Below are 21,722 nucleotides of genomic sequence, written 5' to 3'. Positions count from 1 at the left end.
CGCTGCGGCCGCGCTGGTTTACAAGCGATTACCCGTTCACTATATCTTACGCGATGTAGGAAAGGGCCGATGATGTCGCGCGAGACGCACGCATCCGCTGAGCGGCCCGCCGGGTTGCCCCGCCGGATTCTGGCGATCGACGGCGGCGGTTTGAAGGGCGCTCTGCCGGCATCGTTCCTGGCCGAGATGGAGCGGCTCACCGGTAAGCGGACGGTCGACCAGTTTGACCTGATCGCCGGCACCTCCACCGGCGGCATCATCGCGCTCGGGCTCGGGCTTGGCATCAGCGCGGCCGAGATCTGCCGCTTCTACGTCGAGCGGGGTCCCCGCATCTTCGACCAGGCACCGCTGAACGGTCCGCTCAGCGGGGTCCGCGGCTGGTTCCGCGGCATGCGCCGGACCGCGCGTCACGTGCGCACCGCCAAGTATGAGGCGGACGAGTTGCGGACTGCGCTTGAGGACGTGTTCGGCGCGCGGCTCATCGGCGACAGCGCCACCCGGCTGGTGATCCCCGCCTATGATTCTGCGCATGGCGGACCCTACGTCTTCAAGACCGCGCACCACGAGCGCTTCAAGGTGGACCATGGCCGGCGAGCGGTGGATGCGGCGCTCGCGACCGCGGCCGCGCCCTCGTTTCTGCCCGCGCACAACTTCGAGGGCGCCTCGCATCTGCTGGACGGCGGCGTATGGGCGAACAACCCGATGGGCTCGGCAGCGATCGAGGCGGCGGCGGTGCTGCGGTGGCCGATGGAGGAGGTCCGCCTCCTGTCGCTGGGCTGCACCGACACCGTCCATCCGACGAGGGACGTCGTCGGCATGAAGGACGTGAAGTGGCTCTTGGACCTGCTGTTCCAGGGGCAGGACCGCTTCAGCCATGCGACCGCCAAGCTGCTGCTGGGGCATCCGCATACCAATCCTCACCTCCTTCGGATCAACCCGATGGTGGAGGCCGGGTTCGCGTCGCTGGACGACGCGGCGAGCGTCGAGAAGCTGGTGCAGATGGGCTGCGCCAGCGCGCGGTCGCACCTGCCGGACATCGAGAAGTGCTTCTTCATCGGCACGCGGGAGCCGTTCGTCCCGTTCAACTCCGAACAGGGGAACTGACATGCTGCACACCAATCCCGTCGATCGCTTCTACGACGATCTGCTCGCCGACGTCGCGCGCCGAATCCAGCTGACGCCCACCGCCTACGAGGAGGCGGTCGGCCACTTCGATGCGGTCAGCCGCTACCTGGACGAGCACGAGAGCGGCTTTCCCGACTACGCACCGGTGATCTACCCGCAAGGCTCGTTCCGCATGGGGTCGACCATCTCGGCATACGACGACCGCGAGGACTACGACATCGACCTGATCCTGGAGCTGGCGGTCGATCCACTGGCCGACCCGGATGCGGTGCTCGCCCTGGTGGCTCGCTCGTTGAACGCCGGGAAGGGCCGACTCCAGTTCACCACCTGCGAGATCAAGAAGCGGTGCGTCACGCTGGGCTACGCCAACATGCATCTCGACGTGACGCCCGCCGTGCTGGTGCCGGGCCGCGACCCGCGCGTCGTGTCGATCTTCGACCGTCACCCCGGCCGGCCCGATCACCCGCTCGCGAACCCGGAGGGGTTCGCGCGCTGGTTCGACGGTATGGTCCGGCCGCGCGTCGTGATCAACGAGCGCGCGGTCCGCGCGCAGGTCGTGCCCGTGCCTCAGCAGACCCCGGCCGAGAACAAGCCGGATCGCCTGCTGACTATCCAGCTGCTCAAGCGCTTCCGCGACCTCCGTTGCGACCGCGGGAACTACGATCGCTGTCCTTCGGTCCTGCTGTCGTGCATCGCGGCGCAGGCGCCGCAGGGTGCCGGCTTGGTGACCGACCTGCGCAACGCCGCGGCTTACCTTGGCGCGACCGTGGCTAAGGATGGCCTGCGCGTCGAGAACCCGGCCTGTCGCGAGGACGTGCTTTCGGACCGCTGGCCGAAGACGCCCTGGTCCAACCGCCGGTTCGCCGCCGACCTCGCAATCCTCGTCCAGCGGCTCGATGAACTCGTCCGCTCGGCGGGCACGCAGGTGAGCAAGCGCGACATCCTGATGGAGCTGTTCGGCGAGAATGCGGCGCGAGACGGTTATCGCCAAGCGGTGGAGCGTGCGAACGCGCAGAGCCGTTCGGGCCAGTTCGCCACGGCGAAGACCGGTGCGGTCAGCTTCGGCGGGGCAGTCCCCGCGGGCAGCGTGGCGGCGCCGGCCCACAAGTTCTACGGCGGGCCGGCGCGATGATTGCGGACCCGGACGCAAGCTGGTCGGCACCGCTGCTCACGGTGGCGTCGAACGGCTGGCGCCCGGCGGTCGCGAACGCTTTCGCGCAGCTGCAGGCGAAGGCGATGAAGGAGAAGTTTCCCGACTTTCGAGCGGTGCTGGACTTGCCCTGGGTAACGATCTGGGAGGGCGAGCTCACGCCCGTGTCGCAGCCGTATCGCGTCCGGATCGTCGACCACCGAGGTATGGACGATGGTCGGATCGCCTTCGGCGGCTTCGCACCGAGCGTCCGGGTGCTGTCGCCGCTGACACGACGCGGTGAGGAGCCCCACCTTCCGGTTCCGCACCTCTACGGCGACCACGACAATCCGCGCGGGCCCCAATTGTGCCTGTTCCATCCCCTGAGCCACGACTGGAACGATTACATGCTCCTCGCGGACTCGATCGTCCCATGGTCGGCCGAGTGGCTGTTCTACTACGAGATGTGGCACGTCACCGGGTCATGGGGCGGAGAAGAGGCATCGCACGACACCCCCGTTATCCCCGTCCCAACGTCGGCACGGAGCGCGCGAACCCGGTCGCTGCGCGCCATCGATGAACCCGTGATGCGGTGCATGCCCTACCTCATCCCGTAGACCGCCGCTGCAGGTCCGTTCTCAATTTGTTCAAACCGTCCTAGAACGTCTCCGAACCGGTGTTTGGAAGCGTGTAGATGACCAGCCTGACCCTGCATGACGTGCCCTTTGAGGCGGTCGCCCACGAGCTGCCGCTGTTCGTCTGCGCGACGCCGGCTGGCTTCCCGTCGCCCGCGCAGGACGACATGGAGGAGCCGATCGACCTCGCGGCCTGGCTGATCGACCACCCGGCGGCGAGCTACGTTATGCGGGTCGCGGGCCATTCGATGGTCGATGCGGGCATAAACGACGGCGACTTGGTCGTCGTCAGCCGGGCGGTCGAGGCGCGAGCCGGGGACGTCGTCGTCGCGCTCGTCCACGGCGACCGCACGATGAAGCGGCTGCGCCGCCGCGGCGACCGGATGTGGCTGGTGCCAGAGGCGGAAGGCTACGACGCCATCCAAATCGACGAGAACGTGGAGATCTGGGGCGTCGTGGTCGCGCTGGCCCGCCGTTACCGCGCGTGACCGCGATCGGTCTCATCGACTGCAACAACTTCTATGTCAGCTGCGAGCGCGCGTTCGACTCGAAGCTGGTCGACGTTCCCGTGGTCGTGGCCAGCAACAACGACGGCTGCGCCATAGCCCGCTCGAACGAGGCCAAGGCGCTCGGCGTGAAGATGGGCGATCCCATCCACTTGATCCGGGATCGCCTGGACAGGCACGGCGTCGTGGTCCGCTCTTCGAACTACACGCTCTACGGGGACATGCAGCGGCGGGTCGTCGCGGCCGTGGAGGAGTTCGCCAGTGAGGTCGAGATCTACTCGATCGACGAGAGCTTCCTCGACCTGGCGCCATTCGCCGACCGCGACCTGGTGGCGCACGCCAATGGCATGCGACGGCAGGTCCAGCGTTGGACGACGATCCCGACCTGCGTCGGTATCGGGCCGACGAAGACCCTGGCCAAGCTGGCCAACGCGGCCGCAAAGAAGAACCCGCTCTTCGACGGCGTCGCCGACCTGCGCGACGAGACGATCCGCGGCTTCGTCCTCGACCGCTTCCCGGTTGCTGAAGTGTGGGGGATCGGGCGGGCGACGGCCGCGAAGCTGGCGACGCTGGGCGTCACCACCGCGGGCCAGCTCCGCGACATGCAGATGAAGCAGGCGCGCGGGCTCGGCACCGTCGTCTTGGAGCGTCTCGTCGCCGAACTGCAGGGGGTGGCCGCGAGCGTGGTGGAGGTCGTCGAGCCGCAGCGTAAGGGTATGGCGGTGACCCGGTCATTCGGGACGCCGATGACCGATCTCGAGGCGCTAATGGGTGCCGTTGCCCAGTACGCGATGCGGGCGGGTGAGAAGCTGCGGTCGCACGGGCTCGTCGCCGCCCAGCTCACCGTCTTCTTCCACACCAACCCGCACAAGCGCGACCGTCCGCAGCACTACGGATCCCGGCGCATGACGCTGCACCCGATGACCGACGACTCGCTCCAACTGCTCGCCGCCGCCCGCCGAGGTGTGGAGGCCGCGTGGCGTGACGGCTTCGCCTACACGAAGGCGGGCATCATGCTGGACGACCTGGTGGCCGCCGATCTGCGCCCGCGGACGCTGTTTGAGGGCGACACCGACCGGCGCGCCCGGCTGATGACGGCGCTTGACGAGGTGAACGGCAGGTTCGGTCGCTTCACCGCCGTGTCGGCGGCGCAGGGGTTCAAGCGCGACTGGAGGATGCGCGCCGAGTCGAAGTCGCCGGCGTGGACGACGCGGATCGACGAGGTGCCGGTGGTCTCCGCGCGCTGAGTGCGTCGTCTCGTCGTCGGGTTGACGATGGAACTCCTGCGCCTCACGCTTAGAGGGTAGCATCCGCATCGCGCGCCGATCCAGATCGTCCTACGCTCCCCGGATTGCGTCGAGTGGACCGGGTGACGGTTTGGTGCTCGCTCGTGTGACAGGTTCGCCCTAAGGCGCGTGTGGACAGATCGCGTTTGGGAGACGGTAGTGACCGAACAGGATTACGTTGCGACACTGAAGGTCGAAGTGGATGGGAGTGGGCGGCGCACACTGACCGTCCTGCAGGCCCCTGAGACCTACGCGCCGCTCGATGGTCACCTTCGTGACAACGACGACGCCGGAACTTTCTACCGCGCAGTGGCGGCGCGTCTCGCGCTGTTCGCGGCGACCGGCATGAAGTTCACGTACGAGGATGCGGGCGCATAGCGTCCGCCCGCCTGTGCGATAGCGCCGATCGCGATGTCGGATTGGTTTGGAAGGAGGCGACGAAGCGATCGCTTCTCGGTCGGGCGCACGCCGACTCGCGCTGACCGACGCCCAGCGAGAACGCGGCAGTGAACGCGGCAGGCTGGCGGCGGGATCAGTCACTGTGTCCAACGCTTGCGGTCCTGTCGCGGGAGGGATGGCTCATCCATGGAACTCATCGGCGGCTCGCTGCGGAACGTTGACGACGCGTTCCCACGCCTTCGCTCTTCAGTCGGGCGTGGGCGCTCGTTTCCCGTGCGCTCTGCTGCTGAATGGCTGACGCGGATCGTTGGACTGCTCCAGCACCGGAATGCTGAAGCGCGGGGAGCGCACGTGCGACCCACATGCCCTGCACGGTCTCGGCGTATCGCTGCCTTTGTTCGGCTGTGGTGCCAAGTGTGACCAGCATGAGGGAGAACGGGGTCTGCTGCGCCTTGCCGGCCGGACTCAAGAAGCGGACGCGCCCCTGCAGCAGGTAGAGGTCGGCGTCGGCGCTGAGCGTCTGGTGGAACCAGGTCGAGTCCGTCCTCACCGGGACGAGGCAGACGACGGTGTCGACGTTCCCCGCCCGCCATTGGTCATGAGCGCGGCGTAGCCACTTGAGCAGCTCGCTGAAGGGTGGGTTCACGAAGGCGAGCCGGCCCGACCAGGTCTCGGTCAGACCGTCGCCGCCTTCGCTGAGGAGGATGCGGCGGCGCGCGACGACCGGGCTGAGGAAGTGGCCGCACGGGTCGAGATCGACCTCGCCGAAAGCGGCATAGATGCCCTCCATGAACTCGCTCGGCGTGAAGCGGCTGTCGCGGTCCTGCTTGTCGGCCTGCCCCCAATAAGACCGTTCGGGCGCCCTTCGCCTCGCCTGAGGGGCGATGACGGCGAGCAGCCGCAGCAGGCTGGCGACGGAGCCGCCTCCGCTCTCCAGGCTGGAGACGGTCCCGCGTGCCAATCCCGCCAGCGAGGCCGCCTTCTGCAACGAGAGCGATCTCGTCCGGCGTCGCGAGCGGAGCTGTTCGGCCAGCGTCGATCCCGGACCGAGTCCGGTCAGCCGGAAGTCGAGCGCGTCCATCGCGGAGACGAGGTTCGCCACCGATCCCACCCCGTTCTCGAGCCTCTTCACCGTCTGCGCGTCGACACCGATCCGATCCGCCAGCGTCCTCTGCGACCAGCCTGCCGACCGCCTGGCCGCCTTCAATCCATCGATCAACATCCGACCTCAACTGGTATCACATTCTGAGCGTGCAACGGGTTCTGTGGTGGTAGTGCTCCTACTTCTGCGCTGAGCAGTAAACCTCGAGTGCCCCGCGGCGGTCCATCACGCCCGGTCCGAGGATAGCTTTCGGCCTGCCGCCCATTGCACGCTCCGACGAAACACGTAGGCTCCGTACACGTGGCAGTGGAGGGATAACGGCTTGCAGCAGGCAGGGACGGACGGGAAGGTTGAGACCACCGAGGCGTCTGGGGATGAAGGCGAGCATACGGCTGTGGCCGGGACCCCGCCGACGGCCGCCGAAGCGTCCAAGCCCGAACTCGTCATCGGCCTCGTCGGTCCGATCGGCACCGACCTCCACGATCTTGCCAAGACCATCGAGGAGAAGCTCAGCGCCTTCCGGTACAGATGCGAGCAGATCAAGGTCAGCACGCTGATCGCTGGCATGTGTGACGACGACGCCAAGGCCCGCCTCGACGAGGCTCGAGGGGGCGCCCGCATCCGGATGCTCATGGCCGCGGGCGACAGCATCAGGACGGGTGCCGGCGACGGCGGCGCCCTGGTGCCGCTAATCGTCACCGCCATCAGGACCGCGCGCGTGGCGTTCAACAAGGATCGCAACGTGACCGAGGACGTGCACGCCGACGACGCGTGCTACATCGTCGACTCCCTCAAACATCCCGACGAGATCAAGGCCCTCCGCGATCTGTACGGGCGCGGCTTCGTCCTCGTGTCGGCGTTCGATTCCCGGGACGCGCGCGTCGCCAAGCTGCAGCGCGACATCGCCAAGTCGGCGACCAGCACGAACGTCGACCAGTATCGCGAGGAAGCGACTACCCTCGTGGACATTGACGAGAAGCGTCCGGGCGGCGGCATCGGCCAGTACGTCCGCGACGCATTCCCGCTAGGAGACTTCTTCATCCGCGTTCGAGAGGGATACGACGTCGCTCTAGGCCGCTTCCTCGACGCGCTGTTCGGCGACCCTTATATCACACCCTACCGCGGCGAGCACCACATGGCTGAGGCTAGCATGGCCGCCCTCCGCTCCGCCGATCTCTCTCGGCAGATTGGCGCCGTCATCGTCGATCGCCACGGCGAGATTGTCTCGAGCGGCTGCAACGACGTTCCCATGGCGGGCGGCGGTACGTACTGGCCGGATGAGCCTTCCGCCCTCGACAACCGCGACCACACGACCGGGCAAGACTTCAACGCGGTAATGAAGTTCGACATCATCGGCCAGCTGCTTGCCTTCTTGGAGAAGGAGGGACTGTACGAGCGGAAAGTCGACGGCGACGCATCCGCAGTGACCGCCGAGCTCGTCACCGGCCGCTACCGCACCGGGTTCAAGGAACTGCGGATATCCAACCTCATTGAATTCGGGCGGGTCGTCCATGCCGAGATGGCTGCGCTGATGCGCGCCGCGCAGCGCGGCATCGCGATCGACCGATCGACCATCTACAGCACGACCTTCCCGTGCCACATGTGCGCCAGGCACATCATTGCGGCCGGGGTCACCCGTGTCGTCTACATCGAACCCTATCCCAAGAGCATGACGGCCGAGCTGTTTCCCGAATCGGTCCTGGTAGACAGGAAGAGCTACGCGACGGACCGACCGGACGACGGCGGTGGAAAGCCGCGGCCCGACGCTGGCGGCGATCGCGACCCAGTGCGGTTCGACCCTTACGAGGGCATCGCGCCGCGGCTTTACACCAAGCTGTTCCGCGTCGAGTCGGGACGAAAGGACGCCAGGGGGTACACAGTCAAGTGGCGCCGAGCCGACGCGCGACCGAAGACGTACGACCGGCCAGAGATCGACCTGAAGCTGGAACGTCAGGTCGCAGCGGGACTTGAGGGTATCGCGCGCGTCGGTCTAACGGCCATCGGCGTTTAGTGGAGGGAGAGCAGATGAGATTCGGATTCGAAGCGATTATGGAACAGCACCGGAGTGATCTGCGCGGCCTCGACGGACTGACTGACGAAACGCGCCGCCGGCTCGACAGGCAGGTGACCGTGATCCGCACCTCCGTGTATGCCACGCCCGCCGGCGGCGACGTGCCGACCGGCCGCCCGACCGCAACCACCCGCGGCTGATCCACGCTACGGCTCCGACACGCGACGCTCGCCTGGACCGATCGGTGGACGACCGCGCACCCTCGAACGGCCCGGCGGGCGCGGGTCTCGTCGGCATTCGGGGCTGCACGCATTTCGACGCGACACCGGCGCGATGGCCACCGTGTCTTCGGATCCTCCTTACCGGCCGTTCCGGAACCCGCGAGAAGCATGCTCCAAACTAGTGCCGCGTTCCTGGCAGGTGAATATCGGGCCAGTAGAAGTCCAGGGCGCACTGACTAAGAAGGAGCATGGGCAGCAAATATTCCATTCAGGAGAACGACTGGGCTGGCTGGCTCGAGGTGCAACGCGGATTGCGGCGGTTCACAAGAGATCTGCGATGATGCATGGAACGAAACAGGATCGTAATCGCGGCGAATGGGAGACGAACGGATGGTGGAGACGATGGAGCCGCAGCGCGCTGCGATGGCACCCGGCGTGTTCCTGAAGGGCTTCATCGCGCAGCTGGTGCTGGAGGGATTGCGTTCGATCTCCTCGCGCGACCCGCAGGTGCATCGCGGCCTCAAGCGGGTGGTTGAGCTGCTCGATGATCGAGTTCGCGAGATCCTTGATGAGAGCGACGACGTGCGCCTCGCGGGTCCGTGGATCGCGACGGGGAACCTGCTCCGGCTCTCCCCGACCGGCGGCGTTGAGAACTGGGAGCGCGCGCTCCGGTCCGTCCAGATGACGTACACGAGGATCGGCGGAGACGATCGGGACAGCGTGGCTTTCGAGATCGACGAGGTGCGCGCGGCGGACGAGCTCGCTCACCTGCAGCCCGCGGACCGAGCCTTCGTGGAGGTTGCCGCGACGGCCTTCATTGCGCGGACCGGCTCGACGGGATGAACGACGGCTCGGTCGTCGAGCGCATCGTCGAGCTCGGCAGGAAGCTGCGGTCGGACAAGGACCTCCAAAAGGCGCTCGACGATGCGTTCGACGCGGTCGGCTTCACCGACGGATACGCGGCAGCAAATGGCGCCAGCCGACGTCGCAAGACGATCAAGGATAACGTCTGGGGCATGCTCGAGCCAGAAGCGGACGAGATGCTACTTGTCGACTCGCCCCTGCTGCAGCGGCTCCGCCGCATCCGGCAGTTGGGCTTCTCCAACCTCGTCTACCCGTCGGCCGAGCATTCGCGGTTCACGCATGCTCTCGGAATGTCGCACGTCGCCTCCCGTCTCGTCGCGGCGCTCGACCGCGCGGCGACGGACGGCTTCGTGAACCTCGACGAGCTAGCCCCGCTCGACCGTCGCGAGATCGTGTACGCGGCTCTCCTGCACGGTATCGGCAACCTGCCGTTCTCCCGCGCGGCGGAGGCGGCGCTCGCCGGGCGGCCCGAACTCTTCACACTCGGCGGCGTCGCGCTGGAGGGTCGGCTGACGCGCGTCAACGCCGCCGTCGGGCGCAACGTGCCGTTCTCGATCGCGTTCTCGGTGCTGATCGTCCTATCTCGCCGGTTCGCGGCGTTCTATGCGCGCCTGGATCCCGGACGCCCGCGCGACCACACCTCTCTGGCGCGCGTCGCCGGCATGGTGGCGGGCGCGCCGGTATCGGATGTTTGCCCGAACATCCAAGACCTCGTCTCGTCGGCGGCGATGGACGCGAACAAGATCGACTACCTGAACCGCGACGCACAGGCGTGCGGAATCGCGATCGGCCTCGACACGAGCCGGATCTTCGCCGGCAGCGCGCTGGTCCGGGCGAAGCGCTCGACCTATGACACGACCTACGAGGGCGAGGAGGAGAAGGTCCTCTACGTCGTGAACGCCTCGGGATCCGACACGCTGGCGGAGATAGCGCATGCGCGGGCCGCGATGTACCGACGCGTGTACCTGCATCCGCTGACGCGCGCCGCCGAGGCGCTGCTGTCGCGCGGCCTCGTCTTGAACGCCGGGAGTAAGCAGTCGGAGGCGGATCTGACGGATGTCCTCACGCTGTGGTGCATGGGAGACGACGAGCTGCTGCGACGTCTCCGCCTCCATAACGATCCCGTGATTGCGGAGATCGGCTCCGACCTAGCGATGCGGCGGCTGCCGAAGAAGGCGTGCGCGTTCTCGGCCTCGCTCGTCACCCTGCAGCTGCCATTGGCCGAGCAGTTCGGCCGGGAGCGCGCGTCGGCGGAGGCCTCGCTGCTCAAGGATGTAGGCGGTCCGTTCCTGGAGAAGCTGAAGGGAGACGGTAACTTGGTCGACGTCCAGGAGCTGGAGGCGGATATCCGCGCCGAGGCGATCGTCCTGGCCGACCTCCTGCGTCCGGTCACAGCCGAGCTCGTGCCTGACGGCGATCCGGGGCGGATTGTCGTGACCCGGATCGAGGCCGCCGAGACCGGGCGGCCCGACGCGATGATCCTGCGGGACGGAAGGGTCCTCCGCGTCAAGGGTTCGAGGACGGCGGGCATCTCTGAGGACGCCTACGACGTCTTTCGGTCCGTAGGGTACGTCATGTGCGACCCGCCTTGGCGGCAGATCGTCTTCCAGGCGGCGCGCAGCGTCATCTATCGGAAGTCGTCGGCGTTCGACGGCGGCGTCGATCATCCGACGCTTGCTCCCGGGCCACAGGTGAGCTTCCGGCGCCACACCCTACTCGACTTCGACGGGGCCGCCCTGCGCTCGAACCTGTCCCTTGACGATGCGCACGATCTCGCGGCCGCGGCGTCCAGCGCCGGCTATTACCAGCGCCATCCCGTTCTCGCCCGCAGGGTGAAGAGCTCGAACGGCGACGTGCAGGCGGTCGCCGCGCGCTTCCGCGCATTCGACGGCGAGGGCGGCTGGAAGGTGACGCCGGCGACGGTCGCCGCGTTCGCGGATCAGTTCCCGCCGCACCTCAGGCAGCCGCTGCTGGACGCCCTCGTCGTGGGCACCCAGCTGAATCAGGACCAGACCTCCCGCTTCCTGCGCAAGGGACTGGAGACCGCGGAGGCCGCCGGTCTGTCCGGCGCAACGCTGGTACCCTTGTCATCGAGCAGCGGCGGCTCCAGCCTTGCGATGCTCAAGCCGCATCTCGGCACCGGCGGCGCGATCGCCGGAACGACGCTCGCGGCGGCCCTCTCGGATACGACGGGACCGATCATCTTGGTGGACGATAACGCCGCGTCGGGCACCCAGTCCGCCGCGCAGCTCCACGCCTACTCCGGCGGCGACAGGAACAGCTGGCCACCGGACCTGGTGAAGGAGGATGGCCTGTTCCCCGCGCTGAATCCGGCCGAGTGGGAGTTGCTGAAGAAGCGCAGTTGGGGCGTCGTGGTGGCAGTCGGCGCGGCCAAGGCTAGCGTTCGCTTGGCCGAGGAGGCCACGAGGCTCGGGCTCACGGGCTTCGCGGGCCTCCATGTCGGCGAGTCGCTAGGCGCGGCCGTCGAATGGACGGCGGAACTGCGAGAGTTCCTGGAGGCGGTCGGCCGCGATTTGGTCGCCCGCCGTCGCTGCGGCGTACCCTACGCGGAACTGCCGGACGGCCTGGATCGGGACGTGTGCAACCTCCACTGCTTTGGCTATGGCAGCTACGGTGGGGTGACTGTTACCAACGCTAACGTGCCGGCATCCACCGTCACCGCCCTCTGGCACCCCGGCCTGCGCGACGGCATGCCTTGGGTTCCGTTGTTCATCCGGCGCGGAAGGCTCGGAGACCTGATCCTAGGCTGAAGGCAGGAGCCGGCCGGGGGACGATTCGCGGGAGATGCGTAGGAATAAATGGCGAAGCTATCCCAGTTATCAGATTAACCCGTAGCTCTGGAGCGATCGAATCGTGCCTGCTGAGGACCGGTTTTAGAGTGCGTCACTGTCGAACCCTGTCGGCCAATGAACGTCCGTCATCGTGGGTCATTGCTCCAAAGCGGTCATTCCGCATTCCACCCCAGAGCCGACATTACGCATCTGTTTTGGTCACCCGTCTATAGGTTCAGGATCTAGTTCACCCGCATCTTCGACCGCGATGATGGGCGGATCCGGTGGGAGCGTGTCCGACGTCTGCGCCTCCGGCTCCATCTCGCCGGCCACGCGCCCGCTCGCCTTCGGCTTGCTCGAGAAGCCCAGCATCCTGCGGAAGGAAGCCGCCGGATCGGTGTCCCTGCGGCCGGCCTGCGGCGTACCGTCGATCGTGAACGCCTCCATCGCGACGCGGTGCTTGATGTTCCAAAGCGAGTAGTTGACCCTCAGCGCCATGCCGATCAGCGCGTGCTCCGCGTTGTTGATCCTGGTTTGATTGCTGCCGAGCTTCGCGAACTTGCCGCCAGGGGTGAGCAGCGGCAGCAGATAGACATACGCGATCGCGCGCTCGTATTCCCGAAGGATACCGTTGTAGGTGTCTGGCTTGTCCTTCAGCTGGAAGAGCCGCTTGTGCAGCGTCTGGCGGCAGGACTGACCGACGTAGTATGGCCAGATCACCTGTCCGCCGGATGGTTTCAGCGCGAACACGTAGCAGCCGATGGCATCAGCGACTCCGGTGAGGTGGAGCTTGCGGCGGGCCTGCTCCTCCGCGAGATCGAATACGTGTTCAGTCGCTCGATCAAAGTCGACGACGCGGCGACGACGATGGCGCTTCAGCGGCACCGGGAATGGACCGAGCACGGCGAACCTGTAGTTCTCTCCCATCAGTCCCCTCACTCCCCTCACTCCCGCGTGGTCATCGTCTGCGCCGGCTGCGCGCCCGCTGGTTCCGCTTGCGCCTCGACGACAGCCTCCGCCTGGCCGCGGCGGCACCTGCCATCCGCCTCGCGGGCTGCGATGCCGGCGATCCGGAGACGCGGTCCCTCGGCGCACCAGACCGGACCGTCCCCGTCCCAGACCCGGGTCGGCGTGCACCGGAAGTTTTGCCCGGCGGCGACCACCTGGACCGCGGCGAGGATGGCAAGCATCATCGCTTCGGTGGCAAGGGGATGACGATCTCCCAGATGTCATCGTCCTTGGCCCCGCGGTTCCTCGCGCGTTCGTTCTCAAGGAGCGCCAGCCGATCCAGTTCGCGGTGGACTGCGCCCAAGACGAATGCGTCGAGGTTCGCCGGAGGGGATCCCCTCGCCAGCTGCGATCGGACGAGCGCGTCGGTCACCTTGTCGACGGTGACATTCCACTTCACGTTGTCGGCCATGGCTTCGCATCGCCTACGGCGTCACCGTTGCCAAGAGGGAGGCGACCACCTTCCTCCTACCCGCCGGTCGCAGCGCGGCGCACCGGAGCCGGTCAGATGGTGAGGCTCGGCCATCCGAACCCAAACCGGCCGAGATAGTAAGTGCGGTGCAGGTAGCGCAGATCCTCCTCCCAGTCGGCGATCGCCTGGTCCATGACCGGCGTCCTCTTGCGCTTCGCGTTGCGGGCGAACCGGGCAATCTCCTCAGCCAGGCGCCGGAGGCGGGGGCCGGTCGCCGGGTTCGCCCAGTCGCGAACGTACGCGGGGTCGTTCACGGGTGGCAGCGTCTGCGCGAAGACGGCATCGAGCACCTGTCGGCGCGTCTGGGCCGCCACGCCGTTCGTCGACCCGACACGATACCCGAGGAAGGCGAGCATGCCTTCTCCGTGCCAGGCATCGAAAGGCATCGAGCCGTCGCCCCGCCCAGCGGCGGTGGACGGCCAGTCGAAATAGTTCGGATCGTGGAGCGCGACCTGCTGGCGATGGGCCCACTCTGCGAAGACTGCCTTCTCGAACGCGACCAGATCGGGGCGGCGGCCGTTCTTCGTGATCTGCTCTTGAAGGTTGATCCATTGCTGTCGGAGTTCGAGCATGGATCGCGAGGGAAGCGCCTCGATCAGCTTAGTGGCGCTCAGGCGGACCTTTAGCGGTTCGGGCCTCTGCTGTGGTTTTGGGCCGGATGGTGGTTCGGCGCGTCGCTTTGCCTTTGTGCCGGCCCGCCCCTCCTTCAAAGCGTCAGGAATCACCATCGCGGCACCGGGGAGCGTCGCCATCGACGGTGCGCCGCCCGACTTTCGCTTTCTTCGCTTCTTCAACGGCGTCTTGTCGGCGGGCGACGGTCCCTCCGCCTGGCCTCCCTTCCGGCGTCTCGGCCCTCGGCCGACCGGTCCTGATGTCAAGTCTTTCACGCGATCCGATCCCCGACGTGACGCTCGTCACGGCAGCGGATCGTCCATGCGATCATCGACGGGCGCTCTTCCCACGCTCGCAGGCGTGCGCCAGGAAATCGCTCAACTCCTCCGCTGGAGCGGTCTCCGCTCGATAGATCACGCTGCGGCCGATCTTCTCAGACGAGACCAGTCCGGCCCGCTCCAAGATGGAGAGGTGCGCGCTCATCGTGTTTGGCGTTGTGGAGATAGCGGCAGCGATGTCGCTGGACGCCATACCTTCCGGTAGCGCCTCCACAAGTGCGCGAAATGCTGCGAAGCGGCTTGCCTGCGCGAGGGCGCTCATGATCTGCAGGGCGTGCATCTTTTCCACTCCGACGTTTTATGCTGGCTCCGCCCCCCTGCAAAGCTGTTGGTCCAGTATCATTTACGCGCCGCTAACGCTACAATAATTCGCGAAGCATTGTATTATTACGGAGGCGTGCCATATTGGGTGGCGTCGGCGGACGTCGCCATCCCCGACAGGAACGTCATCGGCGACGATGGAGTGACCCATGGAAGCGATTGTCGCCGAGCGCACTTACGCCGTTTGTGGAACGGACACGGCGCCGCCGGAAGGAGATACCGAACCGTCGAGGCGCGTCGGCCACCTGTTCCCCGACCCGCTCGATGAGGATAGCGCGACGGATGAGATCGTCGTCACCACCCGTCGCGCGATCGGCCGGGTTGCGCTGGTAGCGACAGAGACGGCCGCCCGCTTCCAGCGGGAGGCGGTGGAGCACGATCCCCTCGGCTGGATGTTCGCGCCGCGCGAGGTGTTCAACGGGGCCGCGGCCGTGGATGCATGCCTCTCCCGCGGCGACTGCATGCGCGGCATCCTGCTGCACGGGCTCGGCCTGGGCATGGACGCCGACCGCTCCGCCATGGACGCGCTGCTCGCCGGTGATGACGAGGACTTCGAGGAGCACGAGTTCCGCTACCTCTTCGGGGAGCGCCTCTCCGGCAGCGGTAAGCCGACCCGCGGGCGCTCCGCCCGGATGAGCCGGGTGCGCCTCTACACCGCAACCATCGTCGACACGCGCGACAACCGCATGACACAAGTGTTTCACGCCAGCCTAGCGCGCGACGTCGAGGAAGTCCGCACGCGCCTCGCCGGTCGCTTCGGACCGGACGTGGCCGCACTGGCGGACATCCGTCTCGGGCTCCACATCGCGTCTCCGCCGGTGGTGGCGCTCGTGCCCGAGCCGGTGGTCGAGCTCATCCGGCGCATGGAGCGCGACTGCGGCAGGCCGCACGCCCGCAGCTTCGCGGTCGACATCGAGATGGGCATCCAGGCCTGACCGGCCGGGGATGACGGCGTGAGGTGCGCGCGGGGTCGGCTCGACGACCCCGACGCCAGGTAGCGCCGTCCCTCCGTCCGGCCAGGCATATCGAGGACCACAGACATGAACATCGATGCCGAGGTTGGCCGCGAGCGCGCGGCTGACGCCGGGGACGTGCGCGTCCTTCATCCCCTCCGCCTCCACGCCGGCCCCACCGGCAAGGGCGAAGGCCGCGGCGTCCACGCGGCCGCCGCCATCGACGTAGAGACGACCTCGCTGGACGCGAGGACCGGCAAGATCATCGAACTCGCGATCCGCCGGTTCGCCTACGACCGCGACGGCGTGATCACCGGCCTCGACGACGCCTACAACTGGCGCGAGGATCCGGGCGAGCCGCTGACGGACGATATCCGCGCCCTGACGGGGCTGACCGATGCCGATCTGGTCGGCCAGCGCATCGACACGGACGTCGCAACCGATCTGCTGCGGTCGTGCAGCTTCGTGGTCGCGCACAATTCTCAATTTGACCGCACCTGGGTGGAGAACCGGCTACCTGACGCCCGCGGCCTGCGCTGGTGCTGCTCGATGCGGCAGGTCGACTGGCGCGCACGAGGCTTCGACAACCGCGTCCTCGGCTACCTGCTCGTCCAGGACGGGTTCTACCACTGCGGCCACAACGCCGCCGCCGACGTGGACGCGCTCATCCAGCTTCTGCGGCATGAGGATGTGGACGGCCGCACCGCCTTGGCCGAGATGATCGAGCGCGGGTCCGAGCCGTCCTGGATCGTCCGGGCCCGCGGCGCGGCCTTCGACATGAAGGATAGGCTGCGCGAGCGTGGCTACCGCTGGGACGCTGATCCCCAGCGCAAGGTATGGTGGCGGGAGGTCCCGGACCAGCAGCTCGTCGATGAACAGCTCTGGCTCGCCGCCAACGTCTACGCGCCCGACGCGCGCGCCCAGCGGATCAGCCCCGAGCTCGTCCGCATCACCGCCGAGAACCGCTTCCTCTGACCGGCTCCCCCTGGTCCCCCATCAGCGAAGGAGAACGAGCATGGCACGCAAGACGACGGGCACCACCGGCAACGGCGGATCGACCGCGCTCGCCACGGTGAAGCCCAGGCCCATCACGCCCGCGACAGAGTCGACGCTCGCCGGGGTGCTCGGTTCGGACCGGGCGCTGGCGAAGATGCCGGGCACCGGCGGCGAGGTCGTGAGTCAGGAGGGGGTCACGCGGGTGACTGGCCGCGACTACGCGACCGGTGCCGCCACTGTGCCCGCAGCCGAAATCTACTTCTTGGACGGCGCGAAGCCGCGTGGCCATGGCGTCTGGCTTGGCGAGGCGGACAAGGTCGCCTGGCTCGACCCCGTGACGGGTTACGAATGCATCATGATGCGGCACAGCCCGGATGGTTTCCTGAGCGGGTATGTCGGGGTGCCGGACGGTCACCCGCTGTTCGGCTGGAAGCATCAGGCGGTGCCGGCCGAGCTCGGCATCGAGGTCCACGGCGGCCTGAGCTATTCTCGGATCTGCCAGGACGGGCCGAGCCCCCAGCGCAGGCTCGTCTTCGAGGCGCGACGGATCTGCCACGTGGTCGTCGGCCAAGCACCGCTGAGCCACGCGACCGAATATCGGGTCCACGGCGACGCCTGGTGGTTCGGGTTCGACTGCAACCACGTCTACGACGTCGTGCCCGGCCGGCAGCGGGATCGGCAGCGCTTCATGGGCGCGGAGACCGGCGCCGAATACAGGGACGACGCGTACGTCGTTCGCGAGATCCTCAACCTGGCGGCCCAGCTCAAGGCTGTCGCGGACGGCCGGCCGGTGCCCCGGCGCGAAGGGCCGCCGCTCCCCGCCATCGGCCTCGATCCGAAGCGGGGAGGCTGAGGATGGTGCGGGAACGGCACAGCCCGGGCAAGCTGCCGTGGGGATGGTGGCTGCGCGCGCGCGGCGGCGTGCTCGAGGACGAGGACGGTCGGACGTGGCGCTCGGTGCGCGACTGCTTCTGGCAGGGCGAACTCGGTTTCGGCGACGTCCACTTCGCACCGGAGCAGCACGAGCTGATGCTCCGCGCCCTGTCGTCACGCGACAGCCGCTGGTCGGACTCGAGCGAGCACCGCCACGACCTCTTCGCAGGCGACATGATGTTCTGGCGCTTCTACCAGTGCTGGCTCGCCTCGATCGGCATGATCGACACCTCGAACTCAATGGGAGCGCAGTTCAGTCCGTTCGACGGGGGGCTCAGTCCCGAAGGCGTGTCGGTCCTGCTGATGCTGCGCGCGACGAGGGAGCCCGAGTGGGAGGACCTGCCGATGGCGGAGGTCCTCGACGCCGTTGCGTCATCGTCGCGAACCGCAGCCGACGATGCGCGCGAGCGCGCCTTGCAGGCGTTCGAGGAAGCGATCGGTCTGCGCCGGCACGTCTTCGCACGCGAGCGCATCGGTGGTTCGCACTTGGTCACGCTAACCGGGATGTCGGGCGACCCCGGTGCCCGCATGCCAGTGCGCAGGGTGACCTGGTCCATGGCGTTCAGAGAGACGACGACGCGCGACGACCTGTTCGCGTGGCTGGCGACCCGGATCGAGCGCTGGGACGACTGGGGCGAGATGGCCTACCGCAAGGGCACCGACGCGTTCACGCAGCACCTGCTCGGACTGGTCATCGCGTCGGGCAGGTCTGGAGCGGGATCGTGACGGCCGCCGATGTGGTCGTGCAGATCCGGGAGATCGCGGGAAAACGCGCCCGCGAGGAGGCGCTGATGCTCGATCGACTGGTCGAGACCCTGCGCCTGGCCTCCTTCAGGTCCTTCCTGTCCGCAACGGTGGACTCGATGTCCTCGCTCGTGCCTGACGTCCTGGGGATGGCCGGATCCGATGTCGCGTCGGCGCTCCAGCGCATCCGCCCCGGACACATGTGGCCCTCGATCACCCGGTTGGAGGACCAATACGGACGGACGGGGCCGGCCTTCAACCGCAAGGTGAGGCTGGGCGGCAAGCTCGTCACCCGGCCGGCACCGCTGATGGGCGATGCCATCATCGCGGAGGGCGCACTCGGGGACTGGGTCGAGGCGAAGGTCGTCGGCGGGTCTCTCGAGGTGACGCTCCGCAGCGGCGGTTTCGAACTGACGACGCAGGACGGGACGGGATACATCCGCCTCGCTGGCAAGCTGCCGGCGACGGTACTCGCGGCGTGCCCCGGTCGGTCGCTCGTCGAGGTAGTCGATCATCCGCTGCTGCGCTCGCGCGGCTTCGTCATCGACCGGGCGGCGGACGTGGCCGACGCCTCCTCGCTGGCCTTCGACGTCGGTCGCATTCCGCTGCAGCTGCCATGGAGGGAGTGACTGTGGGTTGGGCTGCCGCTGATCTCGGCTTTTGGGGGTAGCATGCTCATGGGCATACCGTCCGTGATCGAGGTGGACGGACAGGCCGTCGCCATCCAGCAGCCCTTCACCGCACGCGAGGTGCTGCGTCTCGGCGGCATCCTGGGTCGCGGCTTGGTCATCCGTATCGACGGAGGGCGAGCGTCTCGCTTCGACCCGCCTGAGCCGGTCTCCTTCGAGCAGCCGACGCGCCCGGTGTTCCGCACCTTCCGCGGCACCGCCCATCGTCTGCACGTCGACGGCCTGCGATGGGACTGGGGTATGCCGGCCATCTCCGAGGTCGACGTGCGCGGAGTCGCCGGGATCGCGCTGGACGTGCGGATCAGGGTCGATGGCACCATCCGCTTCCTTGCCCCCGGGGAGCTGATCGACCTGACGGCCGTGCCGCCGCCACGCCTCCGAAGCCACCGGTAACCGGGACGGAGCTAGCGCCTGGGGATCCGTCCCGACGGCCGGCTACCGACCGATCCGGGCTGCTCGAGCGATTCCGTGAGCTCCACGACCTCGAAGATGTAACCTACCCATCCTCGCTGGCGTGCCGCATCCTGGAGCGGGGCCTTCTTGCCATCCGCCTCCTTCAGCGACTTGGCATGCCCCCAGAAGACCTCCGTGCGTCCACCGCCCAGGTCGGCCACGATGCGTCAAGAGTGCGTGAACGCAGCTACCGTGGGACCGATCGTCTTCACGTAGCCGTCAGCCAGGACCGCGGTGAGTCATCGCCGTCGCCTACCCATCTAGCATCCGTGCACCTCATTCAATTGTGCTGCCGTTGGTCGGCATTTCCTCTGACGCCGGGACCGCCGCCGAGGTGCCGAACTTGTTAAGTAGCAAACCAGTTTGACGCGCAGTTCGCTTAGGTAGCAATTTTCCTGCTAAGTCGCTATAATCATGGCTGCCACTTGCGAACCCCCTAAGTGACAGTGGCACTTCTTTATGTGCTTTCACGAGGGAAGCGGCGGCGGCTGAGGCTAACGGGCGTTGGCTTGGAAATCCACGTGGGTCCTAGCTGGGGCGGCTTTCGATAGGCAGCGAGGCTTGCGGTCACGACGGGTGGCTCTCGCATTGGTTATGCGAGCGCCTTCTGTGCGAGCTACGGTTGGACGCGCGGCATGTCCGCTTTCAGTCAAAAAACTAACAATTCGGTCAAACTCAGACGCCGAGCAACACCTCATGGCTTGACCTTAAGGGTCTGCTGGCCGTGCCAACACGCTCCGTTAAGACTGATCTGCCACGCTTTGCTGCTATGTCCTTTCTTGCGCTCGCTTGCACTCTCATCGCTGTTGACGGCGACACCCTACGCTGTGGTCAAGAGCGCATACGCCTGATCGGCATTGATGCGCCCGAACTACCTGGCCACTGCCACGAAGGACGGAGTTGCGCCCCTGGAGACCCCGTCGCGTCGCAGGCGGCACTCACGGCTGCATCTCACGGGATGGCAGAAATTGATCGTCAGGGTCGTGACCAGTACGAGCGCACACTTGCTCGGGTTAGGGTCAACGGTGTGGATCTGTCCTGCGCACAGATTGCTGGCGGGCACGCAATCTACCGTGCTGACTGGGATCTGCTTGGCGAGATCGGGTCAGAGTGTGGTATCGCCAAGCCGGTAAAAAGGGTCGCAATAGCACCCCACCGGACAAGCCTCCGCGCCGCTCGTCCAAACCCGACACCAACCTCGTCAAGCTGGAGCTATCGTAACTGTAGTGAAGCTCGCCGAGCCGGTGCAGCTCCCTTGCGTCGCGGTCAACCAGGCTACGGCGCTCACATGGATGGAGATGGCGACGGCATCGCATGCGAACCGTTCAGGCGATAGTTGATTTGATCGTCAATGCGTCGACGATCGTTCCTGACGCTGCACCGCCTCATTGAGCACCACGATCTCCTCGACCTAAGCATCGGGAGCGCGCACTTGGGTGCAACAACGTCCAATTGCGGGCGTCGGCAGAGCATCTATCTGTCGCAAGTTGATCACCGATCAAGACGTTCTTGAAAGCGCAGCCAATGCCGACGGTGCTCGCCAATGGCAAATATCACGGCGACCGGATGGTCTTTTTGAGTATCGCGAGTTCACCTTGGATGATGAAATCTACTGGGTTCATGAAGACGGTAGCGAAACAGACGTTGCGGCTCCATCGAGGTAGCCTCAAGAATCTGTGTCAGAGTTTTTCGACACAATTGATGCCACGCGGAGTGACGCGCTAGCATCGGTTCCTTGGCTATCTGATCGACTAGCGCGCTGACCGCCTACGTCCTCTTTGCACCAAAACCAGAAACGCTCAACGTAAGTTCACATGCCATCATGGGCGCAAGCGAGGAGGCAAAGGCAGTCACATTTCCCGTCCTCCGCTAGCTCGTTCCTGCTAGGATGCAGATATGCTCAGACTGCAAACGAAGCGGCTGGCTCGCCGCAACGAGGAAGCCGCGCGCCGCCTCGCCGACATCGTGCTTACCATCTCCGCCCTCAGCGACGACGATCTGCTCGACTTAGGCGACATCTTCCAAACAGAGCCTCGCGGCGCTTTAGGAGAGATCGCCTGGGCGGAGATGGGTCGACGGTAAGCGTCCGGTCTTCTCCGCCTTGCTGACGAGGTGATGCGCAAGCCACAGGTG

General features: G+C 66.7%; 24 protein-coding genes and 1 pseudogene. 18 read left to right on the top strand and 7 right to left on the bottom strand.

All coding sequences use genetic code 11. The features are described from left to right. Window positions 1-72: 72 nt before the first annotated feature. From Q0579_RS16995 to Q0579_RS16970, 6 genes are all read left to right on the top strand, one after another. Window positions 73-1,104 (top strand): CBASS cGAMP-activated phospholipase, encoded by a 1,032-nt coding sequence (locus Q0579_RS16995; RefSeq protein ID WP_298814670.1) that lies wholly within the window; start codon window positions 73-75, stop codon window positions 1,102-1,104. A gap of 1 nt (window position 1,105) precedes the next feature. Then, window positions 1,106-2,257, top strand: a complete 1,152-nt coding sequence (locus tag Q0579_RS16990) for a nucleotidyltransferase (protein ID WP_298814668.1) — start codon at window positions 1,106-1,108, stop codon at window positions 2,255-2,257. Further along, window positions 2,254-2,871 (top strand): hypothetical protein, encoded by a 618-nt coding sequence (locus Q0579_RS16985; RefSeq protein WP_298814666.1) that lies wholly within the window; start codon window positions 2,254-2,256, stop codon window positions 2,869-2,871. Before Q0579_RS16990 ends, Q0579_RS16985 begins: the two co-directional genes overlap by 4 nt. A gap of 77 nt (window positions 2,872-2,948) precedes the next feature. Further along, window positions 2,949-3,377: a translesion error-prone DNA polymerase V autoproteolytic subunit gene (gene umuD / locus Q0579_RS16980; RefSeq protein WP_298814664.1), complete on the top strand. Its 429-nt coding sequence runs from the start codon at window positions 2,949-2,951 to the stop codon at window positions 3,375-3,377. Next, entirely contained in the window at window positions 3,374-4,642 is a 1,269-nt protein-coding gene (locus Q0579_RS16975) for a Y-family DNA polymerase (protein WP_298814662.1), read from the top strand. The genes umuD and Q0579_RS16975 overlap by 4 nt, the downstream gene beginning before the upstream one ends. Window positions 4,643-4,840: 198 nt before the next feature. Then, the gene (locus Q0579_RS16970) at window positions 4,841-5,059 is read left to right on the top strand and encodes a hypothetical protein (RefSeq protein WP_298814660.1); all 219 of its coding nucleotides are present in this window, start codon (window positions 4,841-4,843) and stop codon (window positions 5,057-5,059) included. A 214-nt stretch (window positions 5,060-5,273) separates the two neighbouring features. On the opposite strand, the gene Q0579_RS16965 is transcribed toward Q0579_RS16970, so the two are convergent. Beyond that, a complete protein-coding gene (locus Q0579_RS16965; RefSeq protein WP_298814657.1) occupies window positions 5,274-6,287 on the bottom strand; it encodes a DNA N-6-adenine-methyltransferase in 1,014 nt (337 codons plus the stop codon). Window positions 6,288-6,504: 217 nt separating this feature from the next. Between Q0579_RS16965 and Q0579_RS16960 the strand changes: the two genes are divergently transcribed. The 4 genes from Q0579_RS16960 to Q0579_RS16945 all read left to right on the top strand — a co-directional run bounded on the left by Q0579_RS16960 (window position 6,505) and on the right by Q0579_RS16945 (window position 12,049). After that, complete coding sequence (locus Q0579_RS16960) at window positions 6,505-8,193, top strand: anti-phage dCTP deaminase (RefSeq protein WP_298814654.1); 1,689 nt, start codon at window positions 6,505-6,507, stop codon at window positions 8,191-8,193. A gap of 14 nt (window positions 8,194-8,207) precedes the next feature. After that, window positions 8,208-8,393, top strand: coding sequence for a hypothetical protein (locus tag Q0579_RS16955; RefSeq protein ID WP_298814651.1), 186 nt, complete (start codon window positions 8,208-8,210; stop codon window positions 8,391-8,393). 411 nt (window positions 8,394-8,804) lie between these two features. Beyond that, on the top strand, window positions 8,805-9,257 hold the full coding sequence (locus Q0579_RS16950; RefSeq protein WP_298814649.1) for a hypothetical protein: 453 nt from the start codon (window positions 8,805-8,807) through the stop codon (window positions 9,255-9,257). After that, window positions 9,254-12,049 carry a hypothetical protein gene (locus Q0579_RS16945; protein WP_298814646.1) on the top strand — a complete coding sequence of 932 codons (2,796 nt, stop codon included), beginning with the start codon at window positions 9,254-9,256 and terminating at the stop codon, window positions 12,047-12,049. Before Q0579_RS16950 ends, Q0579_RS16945 begins: the two co-directional genes overlap by 4 nt. Window positions 12,050-12,289: 240 nt before the next feature. Here the strand turns inward: Q0579_RS16945 and Q0579_RS16940 are convergent, their stop codons facing one another. The 5 genes from Q0579_RS16940 to Q0579_RS16920 all read right to left on the bottom strand — a co-directional run bounded on the left by Q0579_RS16940 (window position 12,290) and on the right by Q0579_RS16920 (window position 14,780). Further along, window positions 12,290-12,997: a hypothetical protein gene (locus Q0579_RS16940; RefSeq protein ID WP_298814643.1), complete on the bottom strand. Its 708-nt coding sequence runs from the start codon at window positions 12,995-12,997 to the stop codon at window positions 12,290-12,292. Window positions 12,998-13,014: 17 nt separating this feature from the next. Continuing rightward, entirely contained in the window at window positions 13,015-13,260 is a 246-nt protein-coding gene (locus Q0579_RS16935; RefSeq protein ID WP_298815064.1) for a hypothetical protein, read from the bottom strand. Then, window positions 13,260-13,490, bottom strand: a complete 231-nt coding sequence (locus Q0579_RS16930) for a hypothetical protein (protein ID WP_298814640.1) — start codon at window positions 13,488-13,490, stop codon at window positions 13,260-13,262. The genes Q0579_RS16935 and Q0579_RS16930 overlap by 1 nt, the downstream gene beginning before the upstream one ends. A gap of 92 nt (window positions 13,491-13,582) precedes the next feature. After that, entirely contained in the window at window positions 13,583-14,302 is a 720-nt protein-coding gene (locus Q0579_RS16925; protein ID WP_298814636.1) for a hypothetical protein, read from the bottom strand. A gap of 187 nt (window positions 14,303-14,489) precedes the next feature. Continuing rightward, entirely contained in the window at window positions 14,490-14,780 is a 291-nt protein-coding gene (locus tag Q0579_RS16920; RefSeq protein ID WP_298815039.1) for a metalloregulator ArsR/SmtB family transcription factor, read from the bottom strand. Window positions 14,781-14,970: 190 nt separating this feature from the next. Between Q0579_RS16920 and Q0579_RS16915 the strand changes: the two genes are divergently transcribed. The 6 genes from Q0579_RS16915 (at window position 14,971) to Q0579_RS16890 (ending at window position 19,529) form a co-directional block, all read left to right on the top strand. Continuing rightward, complete coding sequence (locus Q0579_RS16915; protein WP_298814633.1) at window positions 14,971-15,756, top strand: hypothetical protein; 786 nt, start codon at window positions 14,971-14,973, stop codon at window positions 15,754-15,756. Window positions 15,757-15,861: 105 nt separating this feature from the next. Then, a complete protein-coding gene (locus Q0579_RS16910) occupies window positions 15,862-16,749 on the top strand; it encodes a 3'-5' exonuclease (protein ID WP_298814630.1) in 888 nt (295 codons plus the stop codon). Between the two features lie 40 nt (window positions 16,750-16,789). Next, window positions 16,790-17,623 (top strand): hypothetical protein, encoded by an 834-nt coding sequence (locus tag Q0579_RS16905; RefSeq protein WP_298814627.1) that lies wholly within the window; start codon window positions 16,790-16,792, stop codon window positions 17,621-17,623. 2 nt (window positions 17,624-17,625) lie between these two features. Then, window positions 17,626-18,429, top strand: coding sequence for a hypothetical protein (locus Q0579_RS16900; RefSeq protein WP_298814624.1), 804 nt, complete (start codon window positions 17,626-17,628; stop codon window positions 18,427-18,429). Then, entirely contained in the window at window positions 18,426-19,076 is a 651-nt protein-coding gene (locus Q0579_RS16895) for a hypothetical protein (protein WP_298814619.1), read from the top strand. The genes Q0579_RS16900 and Q0579_RS16895 overlap by 4 nt, the downstream gene beginning before the upstream one ends. Window positions 19,077-19,139: 63 nt before the next feature. Beyond that, complete coding sequence (locus Q0579_RS16890) at window positions 19,140-19,529, top strand: hypothetical protein (protein ID WP_298814615.1); 390 nt, start codon at window positions 19,140-19,142, stop codon at window positions 19,527-19,529. 11 nt (window positions 19,530-19,540) lie between these two features. Here Q0579_RS16890 and Q0579_RS16885 read toward each other — a convergent pair. Next, window positions 19,541-19,816, bottom strand: a pseudogene (locus Q0579_RS16885) (hypothetical protein). A 542-nt stretch (window positions 19,817-20,358) separates the two neighbouring features. Here Q0579_RS16885 and Q0579_RS16880 point away from each other — a divergent pair. Together Q0579_RS16880 and Q0579_RS16875 are read left to right on the top strand one after the other, a co-directional pair. Beyond that, entirely contained in the window at window positions 20,359-20,925 is a 567-nt protein-coding gene (locus Q0579_RS16880; RefSeq protein ID WP_298814613.1) for a thermonuclease family protein, read from the top strand. A gap of 560 nt (window positions 20,926-21,485) precedes the next feature. Further along, window positions 21,486-21,671 carry a hypothetical protein gene (locus tag Q0579_RS16875; RefSeq protein WP_298814612.1) on the top strand — a complete coding sequence of 62 codons (186 nt, stop codon included), beginning with the start codon at window positions 21,486-21,488 and terminating at the stop codon, window positions 21,669-21,671. The last annotated feature ends 51 nt before the right edge of the window (window positions 21,672-21,722 follow it).

This window comes from uncultured Sphingomonas sp. (assembly GCF_936927845.1).
Lineage (GTDB): Bacteria > Pseudomonadota > Alphaproteobacteria > Sphingomonadales > Sphingomonadaceae > Sphingomonas.
The sequence above is the reverse complement of the archived record's forward strand: the minus strand, read 5'-3'. Positions and strand labels throughout refer to the sequence as shown.

Bases quoted from the DNA above. Each gene is read 5' to 3' on its own strand.
- Q0579_RS16915 (WP_298814633.1), top strand. From the start codon at position 14,971: ATGGAAGCGATTGTCGCCGAGCGCACTTACGCCGTTTGTGGAACGGAC.
- Q0579_RS16940 (WP_298814643.1), bottom strand. From the start codon at position 12,997: ATGGGAGAGAACTACAGGTTCGCCGTGCTCGGTCCATTCCCGGTGCCG.
- Q0579_RS16905 (WP_298814627.1), top strand. From the start codon at position 16,790: ATGGCACGCAAGACGACGGGCACCACCGGCAACGGCGGATCGACCGCG.
- Q0579_RS16990 (WP_298814668.1), top strand. From the start codon at position 1,106: ATGCTGCACACCAATCCCGTCGATCGCTTCTACGACGATCTGCTCGCC.
- Q0579_RS16925 (WP_298814636.1), bottom strand. From the start codon at position 14,302: ATGGCGACGCTCCCCGGTGCCGCGATGGTGATTCCTGACGCTTTGAAG.
- Q0579_RS16995 (WP_298814670.1), top strand. From the start codon at position 73: ATGTCGCGCGAGACGCACGCATCCGCTGAGCGGCCCGCCGGGTTGCCC.
- Q0579_RS16985 (WP_298814666.1), top strand. From the start codon at position 2,254: ATGATTGCGGACCCGGACGCAAGCTGGTCGGCACCGCTGCTCACGGTG.
- Q0579_RS16945 (WP_298814646.1), top strand. From the start codon at position 9,254: ATGAACGACGGCTCGGTCGTCGAGCGCATCGTCGAGCTCGGCAGGAAG.
- Q0579_RS16935 (WP_298815064.1), bottom strand. From the start codon at position 13,260: ATGCTTGCCATCCTCGCCGCGGTCCAGGTGGTCGCCGCCGGGCAAAAC.
- Q0579_RS16910 (WP_298814630.1), top strand. From the start codon at position 15,862: ATGAACATCGATGCCGAGGTTGGCCGCGAGCGCGCGGCTGACGCCGGG.
- Q0579_RS16930 (WP_298814640.1), bottom strand. From the start codon at position 13,490: ATGGCCGACAACGTGAAGTGGAATGTCACCGTCGACAAGGTGACCGAC.
- Q0579_RS16920 (WP_298815039.1), bottom strand. From the start codon at position 14,780: ATGCACGCCCTGCAGATCATGAGCGCCCTCGCGCAGGCAAGCCGCTTC.
- Q0579_RS16875 (WP_298814612.1), top strand. From the start codon at position 21,486: ATGCTCAGACTGCAAACGAAGCGGCTGGCTCGCCGCAACGAGGAAGCC.
- Q0579_RS16950 (WP_298814649.1), top strand. From the start codon at position 8,805: ATGGTGGAGACGATGGAGCCGCAGCGCGCTGCGATGGCACCCGGCGTG.
- umuD (WP_298814664.1), top strand. From the start codon at position 2,949: ATGACCAGCCTGACCCTGCATGACGTGCCCTTTGAGGCGGTCGCCCAC.
- Q0579_RS16900 (WP_298814624.1), top strand. From the start codon at position 17,626: ATGGTGCGGGAACGGCACAGCCCGGGCAAGCTGCCGTGGGGATGGTGG.
- Q0579_RS16880 (WP_298814613.1), top strand. From the start codon at position 20,359: ATGTCCTTTCTTGCGCTCGCTTGCACTCTCATCGCTGTTGACGGCGAC.
- Q0579_RS16955 (WP_298814651.1), top strand. From the start codon at position 8,208: ATGAGATTCGGATTCGAAGCGATTATGGAACAGCACCGGAGTGATCTG.